This is a genomic window from Serratia sp. OS31, from assembly GCF_014164835.1.
GTDB classification, from domain to species: Bacteria; Pseudomonadota; Gammaproteobacteria; order Enterobacterales; family Enterobacteriaceae; genus Serratia; species Serratia liquefaciens_A.
The window spans coordinates 36,301-62,597 of the sequence record NZ_JACJFQ010000013.1 but is presented as its reverse complement, the minus strand read 5'-3'; the positions used below and the strand labels follow the sequence as shown (position 1 = coordinate 62,597).

At 57.7% G+C, this 26,297-nt stretch carries 21 protein-coding genes; 10 read left to right on the top strand and 11 right to left on the bottom strand.

Annotated elements, in window-relative coordinates:
- Positions 1–98 precede the first annotated feature (98 nt).
- The 3 genes from H5P17_RS12955 to H5P17_RS12945 form a co-directional block, all read right to left on the bottom strand.
- The gene (locus H5P17_RS12955; protein WP_182823355.1) at positions 99–761 is read right to left on the bottom strand and encodes an OmpA family lipoprotein; all 663 of its coding nucleotides are present in this window, start codon (positions 759–761) and stop codon (positions 99–101) included.
- Between the two features lie 268 nt (positions 762–1,029).
- A complete protein-coding gene (locus tag H5P17_RS12950) occupies positions 1,030–1,464 on the bottom strand; it encodes an N-acetyltransferase (protein ID WP_182823406.1) in 435 nt (144 codons plus the stop codon).
- Entirely contained in the window at positions 1,461–2,027 is a 567-nt protein-coding gene (locus H5P17_RS12945; protein WP_182823353.1) for a DNA-3-methyladenine glycosylase I, read from the bottom strand. The genes H5P17_RS12950 and H5P17_RS12945 overlap by 4 nt, the downstream gene beginning before the upstream one ends.
- A 197-nt stretch (positions 2,028–2,224) precedes the next feature.
- On the opposite strand from H5P17_RS12945, the gene H5P17_RS12940 reads away from it, so the two are divergent.
- Complete coding sequence (locus H5P17_RS12940) at positions 2,225–4,213, top strand: autotransporter outer membrane beta-barrel domain-containing protein (protein WP_182823351.1); 1,989 nt, start codon at positions 2,225–2,227, stop codon at positions 4,211–4,213.
- A gap of 18 nt (positions 4,214–4,231) precedes the next feature.
- Here H5P17_RS12940 and H5P17_RS12935 read toward each other — a convergent pair whose 3' ends face one another.
- Complete coding sequence (locus H5P17_RS12935; RefSeq protein ID WP_182823349.1) at positions 4,232–5,572, bottom strand: MFS transporter; 1,341 nt, start codon at positions 5,570–5,572, stop codon at positions 4,232–4,234.
- 262 nt (positions 5,573–5,834) lie between these two features.
- Between H5P17_RS12935 and glyQ the strand changes: the two genes are divergently transcribed.
- Both glyQ and glyS read left to right on the top strand, forming a co-directional pair.
- Positions 5,835–6,749 (top strand): glycine--tRNA ligase subunit alpha, encoded by a 915-nt coding sequence (gene glyQ, locus H5P17_RS12930; RefSeq protein WP_044554320.1) that lies wholly within the window; start codon positions 5,835–5,837, stop codon positions 6,747–6,749.
- A gap of 9 nt (positions 6,750–6,758) precedes the next feature.
- Positions 6,759–8,828, top strand: a complete 2,070-nt coding sequence (gene glyS / locus H5P17_RS12925) for a glycine--tRNA ligase subunit beta (protein ID WP_182823348.1) — start codon at positions 6,759–6,761, stop codon at positions 8,826–8,828.
- 38 nt (positions 8,829–8,866) lie between these two features.
- On the opposite strand, the gene H5P17_RS12920 is transcribed toward glyS, so the two are convergent.
- Positions 8,867–9,832, bottom strand: coding sequence for a Fic family protein (locus tag H5P17_RS12920; RefSeq protein WP_231479002.1), 966 nt, complete (start codon positions 9,830–9,832; stop codon positions 8,867–8,869).
- Positions 9,833–10,108: 276 nt separating this feature from the next.
- On the opposite strand from H5P17_RS12920, the gene H5P17_RS12915 reads away from it, so the two are divergent.
- The 4 genes from H5P17_RS12915 to H5P17_RS12900 all read left to right on the top strand — a co-directional run bounded on the left by H5P17_RS12915 (position 10,109) and on the right by H5P17_RS12900 (position 15,137).
- Entirely contained in the window at positions 10,109–10,828 is a 720-nt protein-coding gene (locus H5P17_RS12915) for a DUF3053 domain-containing protein (protein ID WP_182823344.1), read from the top strand.
- Between the two features lie 533 nt (positions 10,829–11,361).
- Complete coding sequence (locus H5P17_RS12910) at positions 11,362–13,281, top strand: PTS mannitol transporter subunit IICBA (protein WP_044554323.1); 1,920 nt, start codon at positions 11,362–11,364, stop codon at positions 13,279–13,281.
- Between the two features lie 58 nt (positions 13,282–13,339).
- The gene (locus H5P17_RS12905; RefSeq protein ID WP_182823342.1) at positions 13,340–14,491 is read left to right on the top strand and encodes a mannitol-1-phosphate 5-dehydrogenase; all 1,152 of its coding nucleotides are present in this window, start codon (positions 13,340–13,342) and stop codon (positions 14,489–14,491) included.
- 94 nt (positions 14,492–14,585) lie between these two features.
- On the top strand, positions 14,586–15,137 hold the full coding sequence (locus tag H5P17_RS12900; RefSeq protein ID WP_020824669.1) for an MltR family transcriptional regulator: 552 nt from the start codon (positions 14,586–14,588) through the stop codon (positions 15,135–15,137).
- On the opposite strand, the gene H5P17_RS12895 is transcribed toward H5P17_RS12900, so the two are convergent.
- Complete coding sequence (locus H5P17_RS12895) at positions 15,134–15,742, bottom strand: LysE family translocator (protein ID WP_044554326.1); 609 nt, start codon at positions 15,740–15,742, stop codon at positions 15,134–15,136. The genes H5P17_RS12900 and H5P17_RS12895 overlap by 4 nt on opposite strands.
- Positions 15,743–15,882: 140 nt before the next feature.
- On the opposite strand from H5P17_RS12895, the gene H5P17_RS12890 reads away from it, so the two are divergent.
- Together H5P17_RS12890 and H5P17_RS12885 are read left to right on the top strand one after the other, a co-directional pair.
- Complete coding sequence (locus tag H5P17_RS12890; RefSeq protein WP_182823340.1) at positions 15,883–17,349, top strand: PLP-dependent aminotransferase family protein; 1,467 nt, start codon at positions 15,883–15,885, stop codon at positions 17,347–17,349.
- A gap of 71 nt (positions 17,350–17,420) precedes the next feature.
- On the top strand, positions 17,421–17,783 hold the full coding sequence (locus H5P17_RS12885; RefSeq protein WP_044554328.1) for a YibL family ribosome-associated protein: 363 nt from the start codon (positions 17,421–17,423) through the stop codon (positions 17,781–17,783).
- A 31-nt stretch (positions 17,784–17,814) separates the two neighbouring features.
- On the opposite strand, the gene H5P17_RS12880 is transcribed toward H5P17_RS12885, so the two are convergent.
- The 5 genes from H5P17_RS12880 to fdhD all read right to left on the bottom strand — a co-directional run bounded on the left by H5P17_RS12880 (position 17,815) and on the right by fdhD (position 23,100).
- Complete coding sequence (locus H5P17_RS12880) at positions 17,815–18,594, bottom strand: class I SAM-dependent methyltransferase (RefSeq protein WP_044554329.1); 780 nt, start codon at positions 18,592–18,594, stop codon at positions 17,815–17,817.
- A gap of 113 nt (positions 18,595–18,707) precedes the next feature.
- A complete protein-coding gene (gene yiiM / locus H5P17_RS12875; RefSeq protein ID WP_182823338.1) occupies positions 18,708–19,379 on the bottom strand; it encodes a 6-hydroxyaminopurine reductase in 672 nt (223 codons plus the stop codon).
- A gap of 91 nt (positions 19,380–19,470) precedes the next feature.
- Complete coding sequence (locus H5P17_RS12870) at positions 19,471–21,399, bottom strand: methyl-accepting chemotaxis protein (protein ID WP_044554331.1); 1,929 nt, start codon at positions 21,397–21,399, stop codon at positions 19,471–19,473.
- 124 nt (positions 21,400–21,523) lie between these two features.
- Positions 21,524–22,144, bottom strand: a complete 621-nt coding sequence (gene sodA / locus H5P17_RS12865; RefSeq protein ID WP_044554332.1) for a superoxide dismutase [Mn] — start codon at positions 22,142–22,144, stop codon at positions 21,524–21,526.
- Positions 22,145–22,242: 98 nt separating this feature from the next.
- The gene (gene fdhD / locus H5P17_RS12860) at positions 22,243–23,100 is read right to left on the bottom strand and encodes a formate dehydrogenase accessory sulfurtransferase FdhD (RefSeq protein ID WP_182823336.1); all 858 of its coding nucleotides are present in this window, start codon (positions 23,098–23,100) and stop codon (positions 22,243–22,245) included.
- 145 nt (positions 23,101–23,245) lie between these two features.
- On the opposite strand from fdhD, the gene fdnG reads away from it, so the two are divergent.
- Complete coding sequence (gene fdnG, locus H5P17_RS12855) at positions 23,246–26,293, top strand: formate dehydrogenase-N subunit alpha (protein WP_182823334.1); 3,048 nt, start codon at positions 23,246–23,248, stop codon at positions 26,291–26,293.
- The last annotated feature ends 4 nt before the right edge of the window (positions 26,294–26,297 follow it).

Sequence of the window (26,297 nt, the reverse complement as noted above, 5' to 3'; positions counted from 1 at the left end):
GAGACTATCACACAGAATGTATAGCCGGGAATGTTGAATGGGATACGGGAAGGGGATCGACAGGATAAAAATGGCGGGGCGTTGTGCCCCGCACGGGATTATTGCAGTGGGCTGAGGGTGATCTCGACGCGACGGTTTTGCGCCTTGCCTTCTGCCGTGCTGTTGGAGGCGATCGGATTGTCCGGACCGGCTCCTGTGGTGCGAATGCGATTAGCCGCCACGCCCTGGGTGATTAATGCGCTGCCAACGCCGTCGGCACGTTGCTGCGACAGGGTCATGTTCAGTGAACGGGAGCCGGTGCTGTCGGTGTAGCCAACCACGTTAACCGCCGTTTTCGGGTATTCCTTCAGGACCATGGCAACGCCGGTCAGGGTGTTGGCGCCTGCCGGTTTCAGGGTGGCGCTGCTGCTGTCAAAGGTGACATTGTTCGGCATGTTCAGCACGATATTGTCGCCCTGACGGGTAACGCTGACGCCGGTGCCTTTCATTTTGTCGCGCAGCTTGGCTTCCTGCACGTCCATGTAATAGCCGGCACCGCCGCCCAATGCCGCACCGGCCGCTGCGCCGATCAGTGCGCCTTTGCCGCGGTCTTTTTTCGACGAGGACAGCATGCCTACGCCGGCACCCAGCGCGGCGCCCAGGCCTGCGCCAATGCCGGATTTACCGGCTTCGGATTCCCCGGTGTACGGGTTGGTGGTACAGGCTGACAGCGTGAGCGCCACGCTCACCGCGCTGGCAATAATCGCAATGCGTTTTTTCATCTTTTTTCCTTTGTGGCATCAGAATCTGGGTGCGCCAATCCAATTTGGGGGGCGCTAAAAAACCGTTGTCGGCACGCCAAGACGTACCGAAGCGCTACTATGACGCGGATACTTTCCGGCAGTTCCGGAAAAAAACGTGACAAAATATAAGCGGATAACGGGCTTGAGCCTGTTATCCGGCAAAAAGCGAGGGAATACCATGCAGCGGATTCTGAATTGAACGCATCCCGGTGTGGGATGCGCCTTTTTTAGCCGGAAGTGACAAGATTTAGACTGCGGAAGGCCAGTTCATGATTAAGGTATAGGCCTGAGTTTCTTCGTTAAACAGACGCTGCGTCACCTGAAAACCCAGCTTGTGGTAGAACGCGCAGGCGCGCAGGTTTTGCTGATACACCTCCAGGCTTAGCTGGGGATAGTGCTGTTGTACGTGCGCCATCAGTGCCTGCCCGACGCCGCGGCCATGAAAGGCCTGTTCAACGAACAGTGCGCCAATAAAGCGTTGATCCAACACGCTGATAAACCCGACGATTTCCCCTTGATGCCAATAGGCCCAGCTTTGCGCTCGCGGCAGATAGTTTTCCCGCACCAGCGTCGCGCTTTCTTGCCAGTAGCTTTCCTTGACGAACGGGTGCGCAGCAATGGTGCTGGGCAACCACAAGGCCATTAACTGCGCCATGTCTGCCGGTTGGCAGGGGCGGATCACTGCGGCTTTGGGTAGCAGAGGCACCCTGTCAGATGATCGTTCACCAGCCCGCTGGCCTGCATAAAGGCGTAACAGGTGGTGGATCCGATAAATTTGAAGCCGCGTTTTTTCAGTGCCTTGGACAAGGCGTCCGAGCGTTCGGTTTTCGCCGGCACCTGGCCCAGCGTCTGCCAACTGTTGAGCTGCGGCTCGCCGTCGACAAATGACCAGATGAAAGTGACGAAATCTTCCCCGGCCGCCTCCATCGCCAGATAGGCTTTGGCATTGGCGATGATGGCTTCAATTTTGCCCCGGTGGCGGATAATGCCGCTGTCCTGCAGCAGCGTTGCTATCTCCTTTTCATCGATAGCGGCCACCCGTTGCGGATCGAAGTTGTGAAAGGCGTGACGGTAATTTTCACGCTTTTTCAGCACGGTGATCCAGGAAAGCCCAGCCTGCTGCCCTTCCAGGCAGAGCATTTCAAACAGCTCGCGCGCATCGGTGGTTGGTGCGCCCCATTCCTTGTCGTGATACTCGAGATATAACGGATCTGCCGTCACCCAACCGCAACGTTCGTTGGTCATACTGACTGTCCTTGTGCTGTGTTTATTTACAGTAATCATTACCTGAAGTGATGAACTTGGCAAGCCCCTGATTGTTTTATCATCAGTCGGCTTGACGTGGGGGAAAAGCCAGCAATATTTACTAGATGGCCGGCAGGTAAAAAGGCCAATGATAAAAACGTATTTTCCTTCATTTGCTGGCTCTCAGGAGTCTATTCATGCCTCTAAAAATAACTCGTATGCACCGTCCGGCGGTGCTTGCAGTGGCGATATTGTGCAGTATGACGACCCCGGTGCTGGCCTATGATCAACTCTACGTCTTCGGCGACAGCCTGAGCGACACCGGCAACAATGGCCGCTTTACCTACGACAGCAATAAGCATCTGTTATACGACGAAGTTTTGGCGCAGCGCATCGGCGCGGCGTTAGTGGCGTCGGACGATGGCGGCAATAACTATGCTGCCGGCGGTGGCGTGGCGGTGCCGGCACTGAATCCGGTGGACAATACGCAGGATCAGGTACAGAGCTACCTCAACCGGGTCAATGGCCGGGCAGACGGTGACGGTCTGTATATACACTGGATTGGCGGCAACGACCTGGCGGCGGCGGCATTAAACCCGACGACCGCGCCGGGCGTAGCCTACAACAGCGCAGCGGCGGCGGCCGCTCAGGTTCATTCATTGCTGAATGCCGGCGCCGGTACGGTGATTGTGCCGACGGTGCCGAATATTGGCTCCACGCCGCAGTTGATGGAGCTGATTATCCAGCAGGCGTTGACGCCGGTGCAAAACGCAGCGGTTCAGGCGGCTTACGCCACCCTGAATTCGCTGGCCACGCCGGATAACGCTTCACGTACCGAGGCTATCCATCAGGCCCTGACGGCGGCAGCGGCGCAGGGCAGCGCGATCCCGCAGGTGCAGCAGGCGATCGCCGCGCAGCTGATTGCCGCTTATGACAGCCTTAGCGCGCAGGCGGCGCAACTGACCGATTTCTACAATCAGAGCGAAGACCGCCTGTTGGCGCAGGGGAGCGGGAATATCGTTCGGGTTGATGTGAACAAACTGTTTGGCGAGGCGATGGCCAACCCGGCGCAGTTTGGCTTTACCAATACCGCGGGCATGGCCTGTCCGCCGGGCGTCTCCTCTGCGGTGTGCCGTTCTGCCATGCCGGGCTTTGATAGCAGCCAGGCCTACCTGTTCGCCGACCATTTTCATCCCAGCCCGCAGGCGCATCTGCTGATTGCCGATTACATTCAGGCGGTGCTCGACGGCCCGGCGCAGGTGGTGGCGCTGAATCAGGCGACGGCGGCCATGGCGCGTGACAGCCGCGCGACCCTCGACAGCCGTTTCCAACAGTTGCGCAGTGGCGACAACCCGCAAGGATCGCTGGGGGTGTTCGGCGGCTATGCCGGGCAGCACTATGACTATTCTTCCAATCTGGCGGCAGGCGATGGCAACGCCACCACTCACAATCTGACGGTAGGGGTGGATTACCAGTTGACCGAGGGTTGGCTGATCGGCGCGCTGATTTCCGGCTCCAATGACGATCAGCAGCCCTCCAGCCGCTACGACTACAAAGCGCGTGGCCTGCTATTTTCCGCCTTTACCGCCCTTGACCTGTTTGAAAACGGTTGGGTGAATGCCGATCTGCACTATGCGACGATGAATTACGATGATATTCGCCGCAGCATGCAGCTTGGGGCGTTAACCCGTACCGAAACCGGCAACACCGACGGCAAGCAATGGGGGGCGCGGATCACCGCCGGTTACGATTTCCCCGTCACCTCTTACCTGACCACCGGACCGATGGCACAGTTTGCCTGGGATTACAGCAACGTTTCCGGTTACAGCGAAGACGGCAATGACAGCACCGCCATGCGCTTTAACGATCAGACCTACCATTCGCAGATCGGTGCGTTGGGTTGGCGGTTGGACAGCAAGTTCGGCCTGTTTAACCCTTATGCCGAGGTAAGCTACCAACATCAGTTTGGTGATGACGTTTACCGTGCCGGCGGTGGACTGAAGTCCACCCAGACCTCGTTCACCCGCGACAGCGCCAGCCAGGATAAAAACTGGGTGGATGTGACGCTGGGGGCGAATATGCCGCTGACCGATCAGGTGGCGGCTTTCGCCACCGTTTCTCAGACCGGCGGCCTGAGCAGTGGCGAACAGTTTATGTATAACGTCGGGGTCAGCGCGCGTTTTTGAGTGTCGATGCCCGATCGCTTAGGGAGCTGTTTGCTGCACTCCCGGGCGGTTGGGTAGGGTGCCCTCGGCCACTATCTTTTTTTCCGGCTGTAGCAGCGTCATGCACAGCATGCTGCAGAAAGACACCACGGCGGTGGCGAAGAACATGGCGCCATAGCCGTGGTGCTGTGCCAGCCAGCCGCTCAGCATCGGCGCGGTGATCGAGGCAATATTGGCGATCGCCAGCGTCATGCCGCTGTAAGCCCCCACCGAAGCCTTCGGCGTGACGTCTATCACTACCGACCAATACACGTTATTGACCAGCGCATTCAACGCATTGCCCAGCGTCATCAACAAAATGATTTCGGTCGGCGTGTTCATAAAGGGGATCAGGACGAAGCAGGTGGCGGTCAGTAACAGGGTGACTGCCGCAAACAGGTTGCGCGCCAGCCGCAGGTTGCCAAAGCGTTTCAACAGCGCATCGGCGATGCGGCCGCCGAGCAGCACGGTGAAGCAGGCACCGCTCCACGGGATCATCGCGACGTACCACAGCGAATGCAGATCGTAGTTAAAAGTATCCTGCAGGTATTTGGGGCCCCAGGTCACCAACACAAAGGTGACGTAAAGGAACGAGAAATAACCCAGCGCGTTAAACACCAGCGTGCGGTTGGTGAAAAACGCCCACCATGGCAGAGGCGTTTGTGCGTTATCGGCTTCCTGATCGGCGCTGATGATGGCCAATTCGGCGGCGTTGACTTCAGGATGCTCCTGCGGTGTGTCGGCGAAGAAACGGGCAAACAGCAGAATGGCGATTAGCGAAAACAGGCCCAGCAGCATGAACATGCTGCGCCAGTCATCGGTCAGCAGCAGTAACCCCACGGCCAGCGGCGCGGTCAGCAGCGAACCCACCTGGGTGCTCAGCAATCCGATGCCCAGTGAAAAGCCACGCTCTTTGCGCGGCGCCCAGTTGGCGATGGTTTTATTCATCAGCGCGTAGGCCGGACCTTCGGCAAAGCCGAACATGATCCGCAGTGCGGCAAACCCCATAATGGCGGAGCCGCCGAACAGCGCCACGCCCAGCTCGCCGGCCCAGGCGGTAGCAATCTCCAGCAGTGACCACAGCGCCCCGGCGATCAGCCAGACTTTTTTGGTGCCGATACGGTCGGCCAGAAAACCGCCGCACAGCGAACCGAACAAATAGCCAAAGCCAAAATAGCCCAGCACGGCGCCCAGCTGCGCCTTGTTGAAGTTGAATTCATGGGAGATATCGTTGGCGGCGAAGGAGAGCGCTCCGCGATCGACGTAGTTGATCAGTGCAATGAAGAACACCATGGCGAAAATACGGTAACGATAGCGGCTGTCGGTTAAGGTGGTTGTCATCAGCGAATCTCCTGAAGGGACGAATATCAGGACGCTAGCAAGGTTGGTGCCAGCCTGAGTGACGCCCTCGGGCCGGGGAATGGGGGGGATTAAGACGCTGAACCGGTGCTAAAGAGGGGCATTTGCCCTGTTTTAGTGCGTGAAAAGACCGCGCTTCTTTGATGATTCACACTTGTTGCGGGATTCTGGCTGTATATCTTACGGTCAACGGGTATACTGGCCCATCCCATTTAAATCCACTTGTATCGCGTGCGAATTCAACATGCAAAAGTTTGATACCAAGACCTTTCAGGGCCTGATCCTGACACTGCAGGACTATTGGGCGCGCCAAGGCTGCACCATCGTTCAACCACTGGACATGGAAGTCGGCGCGGGAACTTCTCACCCGATGACGTGCCTGCGCGCGCTGGGGCCGGAGCCAATGGCTACCGCTTACGTGCAGCCGTCCCGCCGTCCGACTGACGGCCGCTACGGTGAAAACCCGAACCGTTTGCAACACTACTATCAGTTCCAGGTGGTGATTAAGCCATCGCCGGACAACATTCAGGAACTGTACCTGGGCTCGTTGAAAGAGCTGGGTCTGGATCCGACCATTCACGACATCCGCTTCGTGGAAGATAACTGGGAAAACCCGACGCTCGGCGCCTGGGGCCTGGGTTGGGAAGTTTGGCTCAACGGCATGGAAGTGACGCAGTTCACTTACTTCCAGCAGGTTGGCGGCCTGGAGTGCAAACCGGTCACCGGCGAAATCACCTACGGTCTGGAACGTCTGGCGATGTATATCCAGGGCGTGGACAGCGTCTACGATCTGGTGTGGAGCGATGGCCCGCTGGGTGTGACCACCTATGGCGACGTGTTCCACCAGAACGAAGTGGAGCAGTCCACTTATAACTTCGAATACGCCGACGTGGACTTCCTGTTCTCCTGCTTTGAGCAGTACGAGAAAGAAGCCCAGTCGCTGCTGGCGCTGGAGAAACCGCTGCCGCTGCCGGCTTACGAGCGTATTCTGAAGGCCGGCCACACCTTCAACCTGCTGGATGCGCGCAAGGCGATCTCGGTGACCGAGCGTCAGCGTTATATTCTGCGTATCCGCACGCTGACCAAAGCCGTTGCCGAGGCCTACTACGCTTCCCGCGAAGCGCTGGGCTTCCCAATGTGCAAAAAGAACGAGAACTAAGAGGCAGCCATGACTCAACAGACTTTCCTGGTGGAAATCGGCACGGAAGAGCTGCCGCCGAAGGCTCTTCGTTCACTGGCAGAATCCTTTGCCGCGAATTTTACCGCCGAGCTCGACAGTGCCAATCTCGAACATGGCGAAGTGAGCTGGTTTGCCGCACCGCGCCGTCTGGCGCTGAAAGTGGCCAACTTGCACGCAGCGCAGGCCGATCGCGAAGTCGAAAAGCGCGGCCCGGCCATTGCCCAGGCGTTTGACGCCGAAGGCAAGCCAAGCAAAGCGGCCGAAGGGTGGGCACGCGGTTGTGGCATCACCGTCGATCAGGCCGAGCGCCTGGTGACCGATAAAGGTGAATGGCTGCTGTATCGCGCCCATGTTAAAGGCCAGCCTGCGCAAGCGCTGCTGGCGGGCATGGTCAGCAATTCGTTGGCCAAGCTGCCTATCCCGAAACTGATGCGCTGGGGTAATTCTGACGTGCAGTTCGTGCGTCCGGTACACACCGTGACTATGTTGCTGGGTGAAGAACTGATCCCAGGCACCGTGCTGGGCATCGATTCTGCCCGCACTGTTCGCGGTCACCGCTTTATGGGTGAAGCCGAATTCACCCTCGACAACGCCGACCAATATCCGCAGATCCTGCTGGAGCGCGGTAAAGTGGTGGCCGATTATGAAACCCGTAAGGCGCTGATCAAGCGCGATGCGGAGCTGGCAGCGCAGCAGCTTGGCGGCAAAGCCGATCTGAGCGAAAGCCTGTTGGAAGAAGTGGCCTCGCTGGTGGAATGGCCAGTGGTGCTGACGGCCAAATTCGAAGAGAAATTCCTGGCGGTGCCGGCGGAAGCGCTGGTCTACACCATGAAGGGCGATCAGAAGTATTTCCCGGTGTATGACGCCGCGGGCAACCTGATGCCGAACTTTATCTTCGTGGCCAATATCGAATCCAAAGATCCGCAGCAAATTATCTCCGGTAACGAGAAGGTGGTGCGCCCGCGTCTGGCCGATGCCGAGTTCTTCTTCAATACCGACCGTAAAAAACGCCTGGAAGACAATCTGCCGCGTCTGGAAACCGTGCTGTTCCAACAGCAACTGGGAACCTTGCGCGACAAGACCGATCGCATCCAGGCACTGGCGGGCTGGGTTGCCGGCCAAATTGGTGCTGACGTTAACCACGCCACCCGCGCGGGCCTGCTGTCGAAGTGCGATCTGATGACCAACATGGTCTTCGAATTTACCGACACTCAGGGCGTGATGGGCATGCACTATGCGCGTCATGACGGCGAAGCGGAAGACGTTGCCGTTGCTCTGAACGAGCAGTACCAGCCGCGTTTTGCCGGCGATGCGCTGCCGGAATCGCTGGTGGCCTGTTCGCTGGCGATCGCCGACAAGATGGACACCCTGGCCGGTATCTTCGGCATTGGGCAACATCCGAAAGGCGATAAAGACCCGTTCGCGCTGCGCCGTGCCGCGCTGGGCGTGCTGCGCATCATCGTTGAGAAAAACCTGCCGCTGGATCTGCAAACCCTGACCGAAGAGGCCGTGCGCCTGTACGGCAGCAAGCTGACCAACGCCAAGGTCGTCGACGAAGTTGTCGAATTCATGCTGGGCCGTTTCCGCGCCTGGTATCAGGAAGAAGGCCACGCCGTCGACACCATTCAAGCGGTGCTGGCACGTCGTCCGACCAAGCCTGCGGACTTCGACGCACGCGTCAAGGCGGTCACCCACTTCCGTACGCTGGAAGCAGCCACGACGCTGGCAGCGGCCAACAAGCGTGTTTCCAACATCCTGGCCAAATCTACCGATACGCTGAACGATCGCGTTCACGCTTCGGTGTTGAAAGAGGCGGCTGAGATCCAACTGGCGACCCACCTGGTGGTGCTGCGCGATAAGCTGGAGCCTTTCTTTGCTGAAGGCCGCTACCAGGATGCGCTGGTGGAACTGGCGGAGCTGCGTGAGCCGGTCGATGCGTTCTTCGACAACGTGATGGTGATGGCCGATGACGAAGCAGTGCGTGTAAACCGTCTGACGTTGCTGAGCAAGCTGCGTGAGCTGTTCCTGCAGGTCGCGGATATCTCCGTACTGCAGTAAGCGGTTCAGTGGTGAAAAGGCGCCTTAGGGCGCCTTTTTTATTGCCGTCGTTGCAGCGAAGCACCTTGAGCGGTTAGTCGGTATTTTTGCAGGCGGCTGTTCGGTTTTTCGGGCAGAGTCATTTCAATCAGTTGCGCGTTTAGCGCAGGACGTAAATAACGCACACTGAAAGATTTTCGATCCTGCAGCTGCAGCGCATGCTGAATTTCCTCGCGTGACATCTCGCCTTTCAGTATCGCCAATAATTCGGCGACTTGGGGGGTGACTTGGGGGGTGACTTGGGGGGTAAGGCTATGCTCTAACGCTCGCAAGATCATGCCCAGCATAAATTCGACAAAGGGAGCGCAGTCACTCTGTTGGTTACTGGTGTTCAGCGCCTGGTAATAACCGGACTGATTGTCATGTACCAGGCTTTCAACCGGCACGTTGGCAAACAAGGGCTCCCAACGTGACAGGATCAGCGTTTGCCACAGTCTGCCCATTCGTCCGTTACCATCGGCGAAAGGGTGGATAAACTCAAATTCGTAATGAAATACACAGCTTGCGATCAGCGGCGGTAGGTCGGTCTCTTTTAACCAGAGCAGCAGTTGCCGAATTAACTGGCAAACCCTTTCCGCAGGTGGCGCCATATGAATGACGGTTTTACCGTTCATCACCCCGACACCGCCGTGGCGATAATGTCCGGCATCTGGCAATAGGCCAGCCATTAACAGCCGGTGTGCAGCGAGTAAATCCTCCTCCTGCATGGGACGCCAGTTGTTCAAGTTTCCATAGCAACGAATGGCATTGAGCGCCTCCTGAATATCGCGAGGTGGCGCAATGATACGTTTACCTTCGATGATGGCGGTGATCTGCTCTTCACTTAAAGTATTGCCTTCGATAGCCAGAGAGCCCTGAATGGTACGGATGCGGTTGATGCGGCGCAGCCGTAAGGCATGTTCTTGCTCAGCCTGCATTTTTAAACGCGCAAGCCGATCGCCGACATCGGTTACCAGATGCAGCATGCGTGAGCTGATGGTCAACGGTGGCTGATAGGATGGCATACGCAGCTTGGCCCGGTGATAAATGATACAAAAGTGTATCATGCCCCTGAGTCGGTACAGTAGCCCTTGCCAGCGCGTATAGCGCCTTGCATGTTGGCCTTTCACCGAAGAATAACCACCAAAAGGTGAATCGCGTATCGAATCGCATTCAGTTGATCTATTCTTATAGGCGCAAGGAGTGCAGCAAAAGGGACGGAGTCCGATGAAAAAGCAGGTTTATAACAGGAGTTATGTCACATGGCGGTAGGGATCAAGAGCAGAGTTTTCGCGCGTTGGTTGGCCCCGGTATTGGCATTGTTGGTGGTCATGCAATTGACCGCCTGCGGCGATAAAGAGCCGGAACAACGCAAGGCGTTTATTGATTACATCCAGAATTCGGTGATGCGCAGCGGCGCGAAAATCCCGACGCTGAGCGAAGATCAGAAACAGAAGTTCGGCAACTATGCCGGTGATTACGCCATCCTGGTCGGTTTTTCTCAGCAGTTGTCCAAGTCACTGGATGCCAGTCTGACGCCGGCGTTGGATCAGATTAACCAGATCCGCGCCGCACAGGACTACATGAGCAAGCGTGATACGCTGCAACAGTCCGTTGGGGCGCTGAACCTGCTGGGGCAGCAAATCCAGTCAGCCAAGTCGCAGGCGGATACCGCCCGGGCCGCGCTGAAGCAACCTGACGATCTGAAAGCCGTGTATAACCAGGCGTACGACAAGATTGTTACCGGGCCGGCCAATGCGCTGATGCCGGTGATTCCGACCACGGCCAGCTTCGTTCAGGATCTGGTTCAGGTGGGGGATTTCCTGCGTGCCCAGGGTAATCAGGTAGCGTTTAACAATAACGGCGTGCAGTTCCGTACTTCCCAGCAGGCAACGCAGTACAACACCATGATGTCGAATCTGGTGGCCAAGCAGCAGGATTTACTTAACGCACAAAAAGTCGTCTCCAGCGTTACTCAGTAATCTCCAAACGCAGAGGCCGGCATTCCGGCTTCTGCCATTCCCCTGTGACTTTCCAACGGCTTGCTCACTTCTTGCACCACGCTTCTGTACTACACTTCAATTAATCATCGATTTCCGACATGTAGTTTTCTTTCATTCATCACACCGCTATTTCCCGACGGGATGAATGCTCACAGGGAAGAACACCCCCAAGCCAGGATTCGGTAGCCACCGAAAAATAGATTGTGATCAATGTCACAATTTAAAAACAAACACGCATCAGAAAAATGTGATTAATATCACATTTAATGGGCATTTAAGCGATTTTTGTTCTCGTTGTGGCTTTTTTACACTGAGTAAATGTGATCGTGATCACTATAACTGCCCGGTTGATGGGGGTTGTAGTGTGATGTTTGTCACAAAAAATCCGTGAAGTTCGCACGGTAAAAACCGCGTGATAGAGTCCATTTCGCATACAGCGACAACATGGCTGGATCGTAACAACAATAATCACGCGCTCTTATTGTCAGCGCGTAACAATAGGGGTGTGTTTTATGTTTTCACCAGACATCAAAGTCAAAGTTCAAAACTTTGGCCGCTTCTTAAGCAACATGGTGATGCCCAACATTGGCGCCTTTATCGCCTGGGGTATCATCACCGCGTTATTCATTCCTACCGGTTGGCTGCCGAACGAAACCTTAGCCAAACTGGTAGGCCCAATGATCACTTACCTGCTGCCGCTGCTGATCGGTTTTACCGGTGGTCGCCTGGTGGGGGGCGATCGCGGTGGGGTGGTGGGCGCTATCACCACCATGGGCGTGATTGTCGGGGCGGATATGCCGATGTTCCTCGGCGCCATGATTGCCGGTCCGCTGGGCGGCTGGGCGATCAAGCATTTTGACCGCTGGGTAGACGGCAAAATCAAAAGCGGCTTTGAGATGTTGGTGAACAACTTCTCCGCCGGCATTATCGGCATGCTGCTGGCTATTCTGGCATTTATGGCCATTGGCCCGCTGGTCGAAGGGTTGTCACATATCCTGGCTACCGGCGTGAACATCATGGTGACCAACAACCTGCTGCCGCTGGCGTCGATCTTCGTGGAGCCGGCGAAAATCCTGTTCCTGAACAACGCCATCAACCACGGTATCTTCTCGCCGTTGGGCATCCAGCAGGCGACCGAAACCGGTAAATCCATCTTCTTCCTGATTGAAGCCAACCCAGGCCCGGGTATGGGCGTACTGATGGCCTACATGTTCTTTGGCCGCGGCAGTGCCAAACAGTCTGCCGGCGGTGCCGCGATCATCCACTTCTTCGGTGGTATCCACGAAATTTACTTCCCGTACGTGCTGATGAATCCACGCCTGCTGCTGGCGGTGATCCTGGGCGGTATGACCGGCGTGTTCACGCTGACCCTGCTCAACGGCGGTCTGGTGTCTCCGGCTTCTCCTGGTTCGATTCTGGCGGTATTGGCAATGACCCCTAAGGGCGCTTACTTCGCCAACCTGGCGGCGATCGCCGCAGCGTTCGCGGTGTCCTTTGTGGTTGCCGGCTTCCTGCTGAAAACCTCGAAAGCGAAAGAAGAGGATGATCTGGAAGAGGCCACTCGCCGCGTACAGGCGATGAAATCTGAGTCTAAGGGCGGTGCTGCGGCTCATGCAGCCGTCGATGGTGACCTGACCACGGTGCGTAAGATCATCGTTGCCTGCGATGCGGGCATGGGGTCCAGTGCTATGGGGGCTGGGGTGCTGCGCAAAAAAGTGGCGGACGCCGGGCTGAAAAATATCTCCGTGACCAACAGCGCCATCAACAACCTGCCGGATGATGTGGATCTGGTGATCACTCACCGTGACCTGACTGAGCGCGCGATGCGTCATGCGCCACAGGCGCAGCACATCTCGCTGACCAATTTCCTCGACAGCAAGCTGTATAACGATCTGACCGAGCGCCTGGTGGCGGCCAATAAAACCACCGATAACCAGCAGAAAGTCATCAGCACGCTTGACGACAGCTTTGAGGCCACCGAGCAAAACCTGTTCAAACTGAGCGAAAGCAACGTGTTCCTTAATCTGCAGGCCGGCGACAAAGAGCAGGCGATCCGCTTCGCCGGCGAGCAGTTGGTCAAAGGGGGCTACGTTGAGCCGGAATACGTCGCGGCGATGCTGGAGCGTGAAAAACTCACCTCAACCTACCTGGGCGAGTCGATCGCCGTGCCGCACGGCACCATCGAAGCCAAGGACCGGGTGTTGCGCACCGGCGTGGTGTTCTGCCAGTACCCGCAAGGCGTGCGCTTTGGCGATGAAGAGGACGAGGTGGCACGGCTGGTTATCGGTATCGCCGCACGCAACAACGAACATATTCAGGTGATCACCAGCCTGACCAATGCCCTGGACGACGACGGCGTCATCGAGCGGCTGGCGCATACCACAAGCCGGCAGGAAGTGCTGGACCTGCTCAGCGGCAAAAAAGCCGGATAACAGAATCATTTTAAGGGGTGCAGCTTGCTGCACCCTTCGACATTAGAAAGGTAGGAATATGAAAGCATTACATTTCGGTGCGGGAAATATTGGGCGTGGTTTTATCGGCAAGCTGCTGGCGGACGCACAGGCCGAACTGACTTTTGCCGATGTTAACCAGACGGTGTTGGATCTGTTGAACAGCCGTAAAAGCTACCAGGTTCACGTGGTCGGCGAGCAGGAGCGGGTCGAGCCGGTCAACAACGTCAGCGCAGTGAACAGCGGCAGTGAAGAGGCGGTAGCGCTGATCGCCGAAGCGGATATCGTGACGACCGCCGTAGGCCCGCAGATCCTGGGTAAAATTGCCGGCACGATCGCCAAAGGGCTGATCAAGCGTCATCAGCAGGGCAACAACCAACCGCTGAACATCATTGCCTGCGAGAACATGGTGCGCGGCACCAGCCAGTTAAAACAACATGTGTTTGATGCGTTGCCGCAGGATGAGCAGGCGTGGGTCGAGCAGCATGTCGGCTTTGTCGACTCGGCGGTTGACCGCATTGTGCCGCCGGCGGAAGCAGGCAGCAGCGATCCGCTGGAAGTGACGGTGGAAACCTTCAGCGAGTGGATTGTCGACCAGACCCAGTTCAAGGGCCAGCCACCGGCGATCGCCGGCATGGAGCTGACCGATAACCTGATGGCCTTTGTCGAGCGCAAACTGTTCACGCTCAATACCGGTCATGCCATCACCGCTTATCTTGGCCAACAGGCCGGTCTGCAGACCATTCGCGATGCCATTCTGGACCCGGCGATCCGCCGCGTGGTGAAAGGGGCGATGGAAGAGAGCGGGGCGGTGCTGATCAAACGCTATGGCTTCGACGCCGCCAAGCATGCCGCTTATATCGATAAAATCCTCAGTCGCTTTGAGAACCCGTATCTGCACGACGACGTTGAGCGCGTGGGCCGCCAACCGCTGCGCAAACTGAGCGCGGGCGATCGTCTGATCAAACCGCTGTTGGGCACTTTGGAATACGGCCTGCCGCACGCGAACCTGATTCAGGGCATCGCCGCCGCCATGAGCTACCGCAGCGAGCAGGATCCGCAGGCCCAAGAGCTGGTGGAACTGTTAGCCAAACTGGGACCAAAAGCGGCGCTGGCGCAAATTTCCGGCCTGCCGGCGGAAAGCGAGGTTGTAGAACAGGCTGTTGCTGTGTATAACGCCATGCAAAAGTAGATTCAGCATGATGAATTCACGGGCGCAGCAAGTTGCGCCCTTACACCCCGACTTCGGCATTGACGGCGCGACCCAGGCCATTCGAAAAGCGACGATGGAAGAAGCACAGGCATTTGAAAATAAGGTTCTGGAAAGGCTGAACGCAGGCAAGACGGTGCGCAGTTTCCTGATAGCGGCGGTAGAGCTGCTGGCGGAAGCGCTCAACGTACTGGTGGTGCAGGTGTTTCGCAAGGACGATTATGCGGTGAAGTATGCCGTCGAACCGCTATTGTCCGGTGCCGGTCCGCTGGGGGAGTTGTCGGTACGCCTGAAGCTGATGTACGGGCTGGGAGTGATCTCCCGCCACGAATACGAAGATGCCGAGTTGCTGATGGCGATGCGTGAAGAGCTGAATCACGACGGGACAGAATACCGCTTTGTCGATGATGAAATCCTCGGGCCGTTCGGCGAGCTGCACTGCGTGACCGCGTTGCCGCCGGTGCCGACCTTCCTGCAGCCCGGCGAAGCGGAAGAGTCGCTGATCGCCATGCAGCGCCAGCGCTACCAGCAGGTGCTGCGTTCCACAATGGTGCTTTCCGTCACCGATCTGATAGCCGGTATCGGCGCCAAACAACCGTCCCGGCTCTCTCCTCTCGGCCGCAGTTAGGCAAAGGCCGCGCGCCACTCGTCGAACAGCAGCCACAGTGCCGTGGCTGCCATCAATCCCGCCATCACACCGTTAAACAACCGCAATTTCCAGGTCACTCGCAGCGCATCACGCAGGCGATCGCCCAACACCGCCCAGACCAACACGCATGGAATGTTCAGCGCAGTAAAGGCAGCAATAATCATCAAAGTATGACCGAGGCTGGCCCCTTCCCGCGGGGTGAACAGAATGGCGACGTTAATGGCCATCAGCCAGGCTTTGGGATTGACCGCCTGGAATAACGCCCCGTTGATTAAGCGCATCGGCTGCGCTTGCTGCTTGCCGTCTGGCGATGCCGCTTTGAACAGCTTCCAGGACAGCCACAGCAGATAGGTACAGCCGATCACCGCCAGCGGAAAACGGATCATGCCGGCCCAGCTCAAAATCAGCGCCAGCAGGGTGGTGGTCAGGGCCAACTGCACTGCGCAGCCGACGCTGATGCCAAAAACCATCGGCAGAGTGCGACGCAGGCCAAAATTTACGCCGGACGACGCCAGCAGCAGGTTGTTGGGGCCTGGGGTGATCGACATGACGGTGACATAACTGATAAAGGCGGAGTCCAGCATAATGGGTTCCTCACAGGGCTGGGGGAGCAAGGGAACCAGCATAAAACCTGCCGATGGATGGTGACAGAACCAAAAACCAGTTATTGTTATGGATACAGTTACATCAATATTAAACTGTACCCATTGCCTGGAGACAAACTGTGACCCTGCTCGATGAAATGCCGGAAACGCGCTACCAACAGCTGGCGGATACGCTGGCAGAAGCCATTCGCCGAGGCACGCTGCTGCCCGGCAGCCGTTTACCCTCGGTGCGTCGCTGCGCGCAAACTCACAGCGTCAGCATCAATACCGTGGTCGCGGCTTACCGCACGCTGGAAGATCGTGGGTTGATAGAAGCGCGGCCACAGTCGGGGTTTTATGTGTGCAACACTCTGCCGGCGTTGAAGGCCGCCTTGCCGACCAGCAGCCGAATAGAGCCACCGGCGGACGATGTGCTGGCCTTGATCGACACCGTGTTTGCCGCCCAGCAGAACCCGGCATTCACCAACCTTTCGCTGGCCTGCCCACAGACCTCGGATTTTTACCCCGGCGGGAAATTGGGGCGGATGCTTTCATCGCAGCTGCGTCGCCAGCCGAACCTGATCGGTCAGTACGCGCTGCCGCCCGGTAGTTTGCGGCTGCGCCAGCAGATCACGCGGCGTTCGATGACGCTGGGTATGCTGCTGGAGCCGGGTGATATCACGCTGACGCACGGTTGCATGGAAGCATTGCAACTGGCGCTGCGGGTAACCACCAAACCGGGCGATTGCGTCGGGCTGGAATCACCGACCTATTTTTACCTGCTGCCGCTGCTGGCCAGTCTGGGGCTGAAAGCGCTGGAAATCCCCACCGATCCGCAACACGGCCTGTCATTGGACGCGCTGGAACTGTTGCTGAACGAGAAACGGTTGAACGCGGTAATTGCCATGCCGACGGTGCAAAACCCGTTGGGCTACACCATGCCGCTGGCGGCGAAAAAACGCCTGGCGCGGCTGATGAACGATCATCAGGTGCCGTTAATTGAGGACGGGCTGTACGCTGAGATCCAGTTCGGAGGCGCGCTCTCCCCGGCGGTGAAATCATTCGACCGCGACGGTTGGGTGCTGTTTTGTTCCAGCTTTACCAAGACGCTGGCGCCGGATTTTCGCATCGGCTGGATCAGCGGCGGACGTTTCAACGACGCGTTGCGCAAGCTGAAAGCGGTTTCGTCGATGTCCGAGTCGCAGTTGCTGTCGGAAACTCTGGCGATGTTCCTGGAAACCGGCGGTTACGATCACCATCTGCGTAACCTGCGCAAGCGCTATGCGGCCCAGGTGGATGAGGCGCGAGGGTTGATTGCGCGTCACTTTCCTCGCGGCACGCGAGCCACGCAACCGGCGGGGGGATTTGTGTTCTGGGTGGAGTTTCCGGACGGGGTCGACAGCGTAGCGTTGTTCCACCAGTTGTTGGAGGAGCAGATCTGCCTGACGCCCGGCACGCTTTATTCTCCCAGCGGCCGCTATCGTAATGCGCTGCGGCTCTCCTGTTGTTATCCGTTTAATGCGCGCTACAGCCAGGCGCTGGCGCGCGTGGGGGCCAAAGCCTGCGAGATGAGTGGCTTGCCGCCGGGCATTGCGCAAGACGGGTAACGACGCGCGCATTTTGCTACAATGTGGGCATCATTGATTAGCGTGCCGACAGGCACAACAGGCCAGAAACCATGAAAGAGATAGAAAAGGCAGAGATTAAGCGCCTTAGCGACCTGCTGGACGCACTGAACCACAAAGACACCCTGGTGATCCAACAGGGCAATCTCGATCTGATTGCCCAGCACACCAAAGAAAAAGAGAAGCTGGCGGCAGAAATCGAGCGCCTGAAAGGCGTACGTGTTGAAAAGCTGAGCGCAGAAGCGCAAAAGCTGAGCCAACTGCCGTTCAGTCGTGAAATTACCAAAAAAGAACAGGCGGATATGGGCTCGTTGAAGAAAAACGTGCGCGGCCTGATCGTGGTGCACCCAATGACCGCTCTGGGCCGTGAAATGGGCCTGAAAGTGGTCACCGGCTACGCCAGAAAAGCTTTCTGATCGCCAGGGCGCCGTCAATGGCGCCCGGCTTTCATAGCTTGGTGGTGAAATACGCCTTGGTCTGATAGGGCACGGTCAGGTTTTCTTTGCCCTGCAATTCCTCTTCTTCTGCCACCAGTTGGCGGATCTGCTCAATCACTTCTTCCTGCTGCTGGGGCGGCAAGGCAGCGATAAAGCTGGTGGAACGCACCCGGTTATAAATCACATCTTCTGCCGCACCCTGGTGGGCGAGCATAAATACCTGCTCCTGCAGCGCATCCAGCCCTTTGAACGGGAAAAGCTTACGCCATTCTCCGGTGTAAAAACGCGGGGCGTCGCCTTCGTGTCGATCAACAATCTGGTTCAGCTTACGTACCCAACTTACGCGCGCATCGCGCATGTTCCATACCAGGCCAAGCTTGCCGCCGGGTTTGAGAATACGCTTTATCTCGGCCAACGCCTGCGGCGTGGCAAACCAGTGGAAGGACTGCGCGCAGACCACGGCGTCCACTGATTCATCCGGCAGCGGGATCGACTCCGCGGTGCCCGCCAATGTTTTCACCTGCGGCAGCGCAATCGACAGCTTTTCCAACATCTGCGCCACAGGTTCGACGGCGATCACCTGAGCGCCGGTTTCCAGCAGGCGGGGCGTGAATTTGCCGGTGCCGGCCCCGAGATCGATCACCGTCATACCGGCATGCAGGCCGAGGGTATCGCGCAGCCAAGCGGCAATTTCCGGTGGGTAATCCGGTCGCCCTTTAACGTAGCGATCGGAATTGGCCTGATAGCCAACGGCTGCGGCATGGTGGATCGAATGAGATGGGGAGGTCATAGCTTTGCTCCTGCCTGAAAGGGGTTGCCGGTTGGGTTGCATCACAGTATAGGCCGGTAAAAATGCTTAACGCAGTCTCCTGCGCCACGTTTTTCATTCCCGGCAGCTGTTTTTCAGCGGCCCAGCAAGCGGCGATTAAAGTCTTCAATACGGTGTTCACTGATGCGCGTCAGCATGGTTTTACTCCAGCTGGCGGACAGCCCGGCCACCGCCAGCAGGCGGCGATATTGCTCTTCATCAAACGGCATATGCCAGGCGATGCCAATCGCCTCGGCGACCGAGACATCGCTGCTGCGAGTCACCAGTTCCAACGGGCGATCGCCACTGACTTTACCGGCGGAGATCACGCGGTACAGCCAGCCGCAGCGGCCGCTTTGTTGCATCAGCACCGAGATGTCGTCGATATCAAAATGGTAGTTGAGCTTGAAGCAGGGAGAGCGGGGTTGGGTGACCTGGATCAGCGCGTCGCCCCAGCGGAAGATGTCGCCCATAAACACGTTGTGTTCGGTCAGCCCCTGAGTGGAAATGTTTTCGCCAAAGGCCGGCGCGGTGAACAGTTCCGCCTGCGTTGGGAACTGTTCGCGCCAGTGTTGATAATGCTCACGGGGATAGTGACACAGCGCGCGATCCGGCCCGCCGTGATAGCTTTTCTCCGCCTGCTCATCGCCTTCCAGGCCGAGTGGCGTCAGCTTGATGACACCTTCTACCTGGCGTTTGGCGATGCCGCTCGGCCGCCCGCCCTCGTAAGGCTGAACGGTACCGATGTAAACCTCAGGGTGATGCATATGCGCCTCCATGTCTCGCTTCGAAGGTTCAGCATAGCCTGAGTTGGCCGGGGGGAACAATAACCGCCCGAGAGGTTCAGGCGGCTGAGGGTCAGAAGGTGGTCCAGTTATCTTCCGCTTCGGCGCTGGCCGTCGGCTTTTTCATCGCTGGCGCCTTGGCCACCGCCCCTTTCACGGGGGCCGGTGCAGAAAGCTCCGCCAGACGGAATACCGAGACGCTTTGCAGCAGTATCTCCGCCTGTTCTTCCAGCGAGTCGGCTGCGGCGGCAGACTCTTCCACCAACGCGGCGTTCTGCTGAGTAGTGTGATCCATTTCCACAATCGCCTGGCCAATTTGGGCAATACCGCGAGTCTGCTCGTCGGAGGCGGCGGCGATCTCCGCCATGATGTCGCGCACATGGGTGACCGACAGGACGATTTGCTCCATGGTATTGCCGGTGTTTTCCACCAAGGTGGTGCCGGTCTGTACCCGGCTGACCGACTCGGTAATCAACCCTTCGATCTCTTTTGCCGCCTGGGCGCTGCGCTGCGCCAGGTTGCGTACTTCGCTGGCCACCACCGAGAAGCCACGGCCTTGTTCACCGGCACGCGCCGCTTCCACTGCCGCATTGAGCGCCAGAATATTGGTCTGGAAGGCAATGCCGTTGATCAGGGTGGTAATTTCGGCTATCCGCTGCGAACTGCTGGAAATGTCGCGCATGGTGCTGACGACGTTTTCCACCAGTTTGCCCCCTTGCTGGGCGGTTTGTGAGGCGTCCGTGGCCAGCTGATTGGCGTGATGGGCGTTTTCGGCGTTCTGTTTCACCGTGGCGGTGAGCTGTTCCATGCTGGCGGCGGTTTCTTCCACCGCAGCGGCCTGTTGCTCGGTGCGGGAGGACAAATCGGTATTGCCTGCGGCAATCTCCGCGGCGGCGGTGGACACCTGGCTGACGCCCATCTGGATTTTCTCAATCATGTCGCGCAGGTTCTGGCTCATCGCCGCCACGGCATTCAGCAACTGCCCCAGCTCATCGCGACGGGTGCTGGTCTGCGCCTGCCGCAGATCGCCACTGGCAATGCGTTCCGCCAGCGCCAGCGTACTTTGCAGCGGTCGGGTGATTTGCAACGTGATGCGCCAGGCGATCAGCAGCCCGGCAATGATGGCAACCAGCGTGGTGATGCCCATTTGCAGCTGCGCGGCGTTGATATCGTTATGGGTTTGCGTCAGTTCATCCTGCATAAAGGCGTTGACCAGCGTACCGACCTCCTGCGCGCTGTTGCCCAGCTGTTGGCTGATGTTTTGCTCCTGTTGATAAGCCGGCAAGTAGGCCTGGATACGGTTCTTGTAATCATCAAGCGCGGTCAGCAGCGGTTGGAGCAGAGGGCGCTGAGCGTCATTAAGCCGCCGGCTGAGCGCATTGGCCGCGCTGCGGGCATCATCTATCGCCGCGACCAGCGGGGCTTCGGACTCGCTGCTCAGGCTCAACAACAGGCCGCGCGCGCCGTAGCGCACCAGGGTCAGTTTTTGGTTCAACTGAATGAAGGCCAGCTGCAGGTCGCCATTGGTAAGCTGACGCTCTACCTGATTCAGGCTGTCTTGCACTTCCGACATGTTCCAGCTTTGGCGCACGGCATCCTTTGCCGCGACCGCCTTCTCGAAAGCGTTTTGCTGCTGCTGGTAGTGGCCGATCAGCTCCATCAAACGCTGCAGGTCTTTGCGGCTTTGGGGATCCCAGTCCAGGTCCTGGCCCTGGTTAATCATCTTCACCGCGTTCTCGATGCTGGTGCGGTTATTTTTCAGGTATTCAGGCTTATAGGTTTGGCCGAACAGCGCACGGTTGTATTTGGCTTGATTGATCTCGTCATTCAACCTGTTGCTGAAGTCGATGCGATCGGCGCGGGATTCGATGGTATGCAGATACTGTGCGCCGGTTCCGGCGATAATGGCCGTCAGTAACAGCATCAGGCCAAAACCGAGGCCGAGCTTTTTACCCACGGTGAGATGTACGAACTTTCCTGCCAGTGTTTGCAATGCCGCCATAATGATTTTCCTTTCCGGGCGAACGTCAATTGAACAAATCATCGGCAAAGGGCGGTTAAACTTTAGCGGATTTTGGGCAAAAAAATGCCCGCATTACGCGGGCATCTTCACAACCGGGGGCGAATTACTTCTTCGCTGCGAAGCGTGCTGCCGCTTCATCCCAGTTAACCACGTTCCAGAATGCTTTGATGTAGTCTGGACGTTTGTTTTGATATTTCAGGTAGTAAGCGTGTTCCCACACGTCCAGGCCCACGATTGGGAAACCTGAAGCGCCGGCAACGGCTTCGCCCATCAGCGGGCTGTCCTGGTTAGCGGTAGACACCACGGCCAGTTTGTCGCCTTTCAGCACCAGCCAGGCCCAACCAGAACCGAAACGGGTCGCTGCGGCTTTCTCGAACTCTTCCTGGAATTTCTCTACGCTGCCGAAATCACGCTCGATAGCGGCTTTCAGATCGCCACCCAGCGTGGTGCCGGTTTTCAGGCCTTTCCAGAACAGGCTGTGGTTAGCGTGGCCGCCGGCGTTGTTACGCATGAAGGTGCGCTTGTCAGCAGGCACTTTATCCAGATCCTGGATCAGTTCTTCAACGCTGTATTGCGCCAGCTCTGGGTAGGCTTCCAGTACGGTGTTGGCGTTGTTAACGTAGGTCTGGTGATGTTTGGTGTGATGGATTTCCATCGTCTGCTTGTCGAAATGCGGTTCCAGTGCGTCGTAGGCGTACGGCAGGGATGGCAGTGAATAACTCATAATCATCATCTCCAGTGGTGTATGGGCGGCGCAATGTTGTGAGCACCGCGTAAGCAGTCGGATCATTATAGTTATTTAAATGATATTGAAAATGATTATCAATGCCCTACTTGCAGTGTGGGTTTAATCTGATCAACCAGGCGCTGTGGGTGGGTAAACACCGTGGCGCGGCCGGGTTTGCTGAAGCCGACCAGCGTCAGATTGCTGCGCTCGGCGATTTCCACGGCCAGCGAGGTTGCCGCAGACACCACGAACAAAATTTCCACGCCGCACATCGCGGCCTTCTGCACCATTTCATAACTGGCACGGCTGGACGTTAATACCGCGCCCTGAGACCAGCCCTGTTTGGCACGTACGCCGAGCAGCTTGTCCAGGGCGACATGACGGCCCACGTCTTCGCATCCGCCAAGTACTTCACCCTGTGGAGATAACCAGGCGGCGGCATGGGTGCAACCGGTCAACTGCCCAACTTCCTGTACTTCTCGCAGCTGTTTCAATGCGGAGTCGAGATTATTCAGGGAAAAAGTCTGGCTGAACGGCAGTGCAGGCAGCGGACGGAAAATGTCCGCCAATTGTTCAATACCGCATACGCCGCAACCGGTACGGCCTGCCATGGCGCGACGACGCTCCTTCAAACCGGCAAAGCGGCGACTGGAAAGCTCTATTTGCACCTCCAGTCCGTTACAGGTTTGGTTAATCTCTATACTGTAGATATCGCGTGGCGATTCGATGATGCCTTCCGACAGGGAAAAGCCCAGGGCGAACGCCTCAAGATCTTTGGGTGTGCACATCATCACCACGTGAGAGATGCCGTTATAGACCAGCGCGACCGGAACCTCTTCCGCCAGCCAATCCGGCTGTGCGGTGGCGAGTTGCCCGCGTTGATAAACCTGAGCCTGAGTCACCCCTGTGAGCGAGGTCTCATTTATGTGTTGGTCTGAGTTTATATTGTTCACTTAACTGGCACCTGTTTGTAACAACCACATACACGCTGTGGTAATATTGCCACCGCAAAAACAACAGTAATTTTAGCGCTTCCCGCTTCGAGGGGGAAAGCGCCATTTGAAACAATGTGACAATCGAGAGTGAAAGGAGACCCCCATGCAGGTCAGCAGAAGGCAGTTCTTTAAGATCTGCGCTGGCGGTATGGCAGGAACGACGGTAGCTGCGCTGGGCTTTGCCCCTGAAGTGGCGTTGGCGGAGACCCGGCAGTACAAACTGCTGCGCGCGCGCGAAACCCGTAATACCTGTACGTATTGTTCCGTCGGCTGTGGGCTGTTGATGTACAGCCTTGGTGATGGCGCCAAAAACGCCAAAGAAAGCATTTTCCACATTGAAGGGGATCCGGATCACCCGGTCAACCGCGGTGCGCTTTGCCCGAAAGGCGCCGGCCTGGTCGACTTCATCCACAGCGAAAGCCGCCTCAAGTACCCGGAATACCGTGCGCCAGGTTCGGACAAATGGCAACGCATCAGCTGGGACGACGCCTTCACCCGCATCGCCAAGCTGATGAAAGAAGACCGTGACGCCAATTTCATCAAAACCAACGAACAGGGCGTTACCGTCAACCGTTGGCTGAGCACCGGCATGCTGTGCGCCTCTGCCGCCAGCAACGAAACCGGTTATTTATCGCAAAAATTTAGTCGCGCTCTCGGCATGCTTGCCGTAGACAACCAGGCGCGTGTCTGACACGGACCAACGGTAGCAAGTCTTGCTCCAACATTTGGTCGCGGTGCGATGACCAACCACTGGGTTGATATCAAGAACGCGAATCTGATTATCGTCATGGGCGGTAATGCGGCGGAAGCGCATCCGGTGGGGTTCCGCTGGGCGATGGAAGCCAAAATTCACAATAAAGCCAAGCTGATCGTTATCGATCCGCGCTTTACCCGTACTGCATCGGTAGCGGATTTCTATACGCCAATCCGTTCCGGGACCGACATTGCTTTCCTGTCGGGCGTGTTGCTGTACCTGATGACCAACAACAAAATCAACCGCGAATACGTTGAGGCCTACACCAACGCCAGCCTGCTGGTGCGGGAAGACTTTGCCTTCGACGACGGCCTGTTCAGCGGCTATGACGCGGAAAACCGCAAATACGATAAAACCACCTGGAACTACCAGTTCGACGAGAACGGCTTCGCCAAGCGCGACGTCACGCTGCAAGATCCTCGCTGCGTCTGGAACCTGCTCAAGGAGCACGTCAGTCGTTATACGCCGGACGTGGTGACCAACATCTGCGGCACGCCGAAGGAAGACTTCCTCCAGGTGTGTGAATACATCGCCGAAACCTGCGCGGCGGATAAAACCGCGTCGTTCCTGTACGCCCTGGGCTGGACTCAGCACTCGGTCGGCGCACAGAACATTCGTACCATGGCGATGATCCAGCTGCTGCTCGGCAACATGGGCATGGCGGGCGGCGGCGTTAACGCGCTGCGCGGCCACTCCAATATTCAGGGCCTGACCGATCTGGGTCTGCTGTCGCAGAGCCTGCCGGGCTACATGACGTTGCCGTCGGATAAGCAACCGGATCTCGACAGTTACCTGAAAGCCAACACGCCGAAGGCGCTGCTGCCGGGCCAGGTGAACTACTGGGGCAACTACCCGAAATTCTTCGTCAGCCTGATGAAGAGCTTCTACGGCGACAAGGCGCAGAAGGACAACAGCTGGGGCTTTGACTGGTTGCCGAAGTGGGACAAAGGCTACGACGTACTGCAGTACTTCGAGATGATGTCACAAGGCAAGGTCAACGGTTACTTCTGCCAGGGTTTCAACCCGGTGGCGTCGTTCCCGAACAAGAACAAGGTCGTGGCTTCCCTGTCCAAACTGAAGTTCCTGGTGACCATAGATCCGCTTAACACCGAGACCTCGAACTTCTGGCAGAACCACGGCGAGTTCAACGACGTTGATTCGTCGAAGATCCAAACCGAAGTGTTCCGCCTGCCGTCCACCTGCTTTGCCGAAGAAAACGGCTCGATCGTCAACTCCGGCCGCTGGCTGCAGTGGCACTGGAAGGGCGCCGATGCCCCTGGCGAAGCGCTGAACGACGGCGAAATCCTGGCGGGCATCTTCACCCGTCTGCGCGAGATGTATGCGCGCGACGGCGGTGCGGTGCCGGAACAGGTGCTGAACATGAGCTGGGATTACCTGACGCCGGACAACCCTGCTGCCGAAGAAGTGGCGATGGAGAGCAACGGTAAGGCACTGGCGGACATTCTCGACGCCGACGGCAAAGTGCTGGCGAAAAAGGGTGAGCAGCTAAGCACCTTTGCTCATCTGCGCGATGACGGCACCACCGCCAGCGGTTGCTGGATCTTCGCCGGTAGCTGGACGCCGGCCGGCAACCAGATGGCGCGCCGCGATAACGCCGATCCGTCCGGCCTCGGCAATACGCTGGGGTGGGCCTGGGCATGGCCGCTTAACCGCCGCATCCTGTACAACCGCGCTTCGGCGGACCCACAGGGCAAGCCTTGGGATCCAAAACGTCAGTTGCTGGAGTGGGACGGTGCCAAGTGGGGCGGGGTGGATATCCCGGACTACAGCGCCGCCGCACCCGGCAGTGACGTCGGGCCGTTCATCATGCAGCCGGAAGGCATGGGGCGCCTGTTCGCCACCGACAAAATGGCCGAAGGACCGTTCCCGGAACACTACGAGCCATTCGAAACGCCGCTCGGCACCAACCCGTTGCACCCGAACGTGGTGTCCAACCCGGCGGCGCGCGTGTTCAAGGACGACCTGGCAGCGATGGGCAAATCCGACAAGTTCCCTTACGTCGGCACCACCTATCGTCTGACCGAGCACTTCCACTACTGGACCAAGCACGCGTTGCTCAATGCGATCGCGCAGCCGGAGCAGTTCGTGGAAATCGGCGAAAAACTGGCGGAGAAAAAGGGCATTAAGCACGGCGATACCGTGAAGGTCAGCTCCAACCGTGGCTACATCAAGGCCAAGGCGGTGGTGACCAAGCGTATCCGTACCCTGCAGGTGCACGGCCAGGAGGTCGACACTATCGGCATCCCGATCCACTGGGGTTACGAAGGGGTGGCCAAGAAAGGCTTTATCGCCAACACGCTGACGCCGTTTGTCGGCGACGCCAACACGCAAACGCCAGAGTTCAAGGCGTTCCTGGTTAACGTGGAAAAGGTGTAACGGA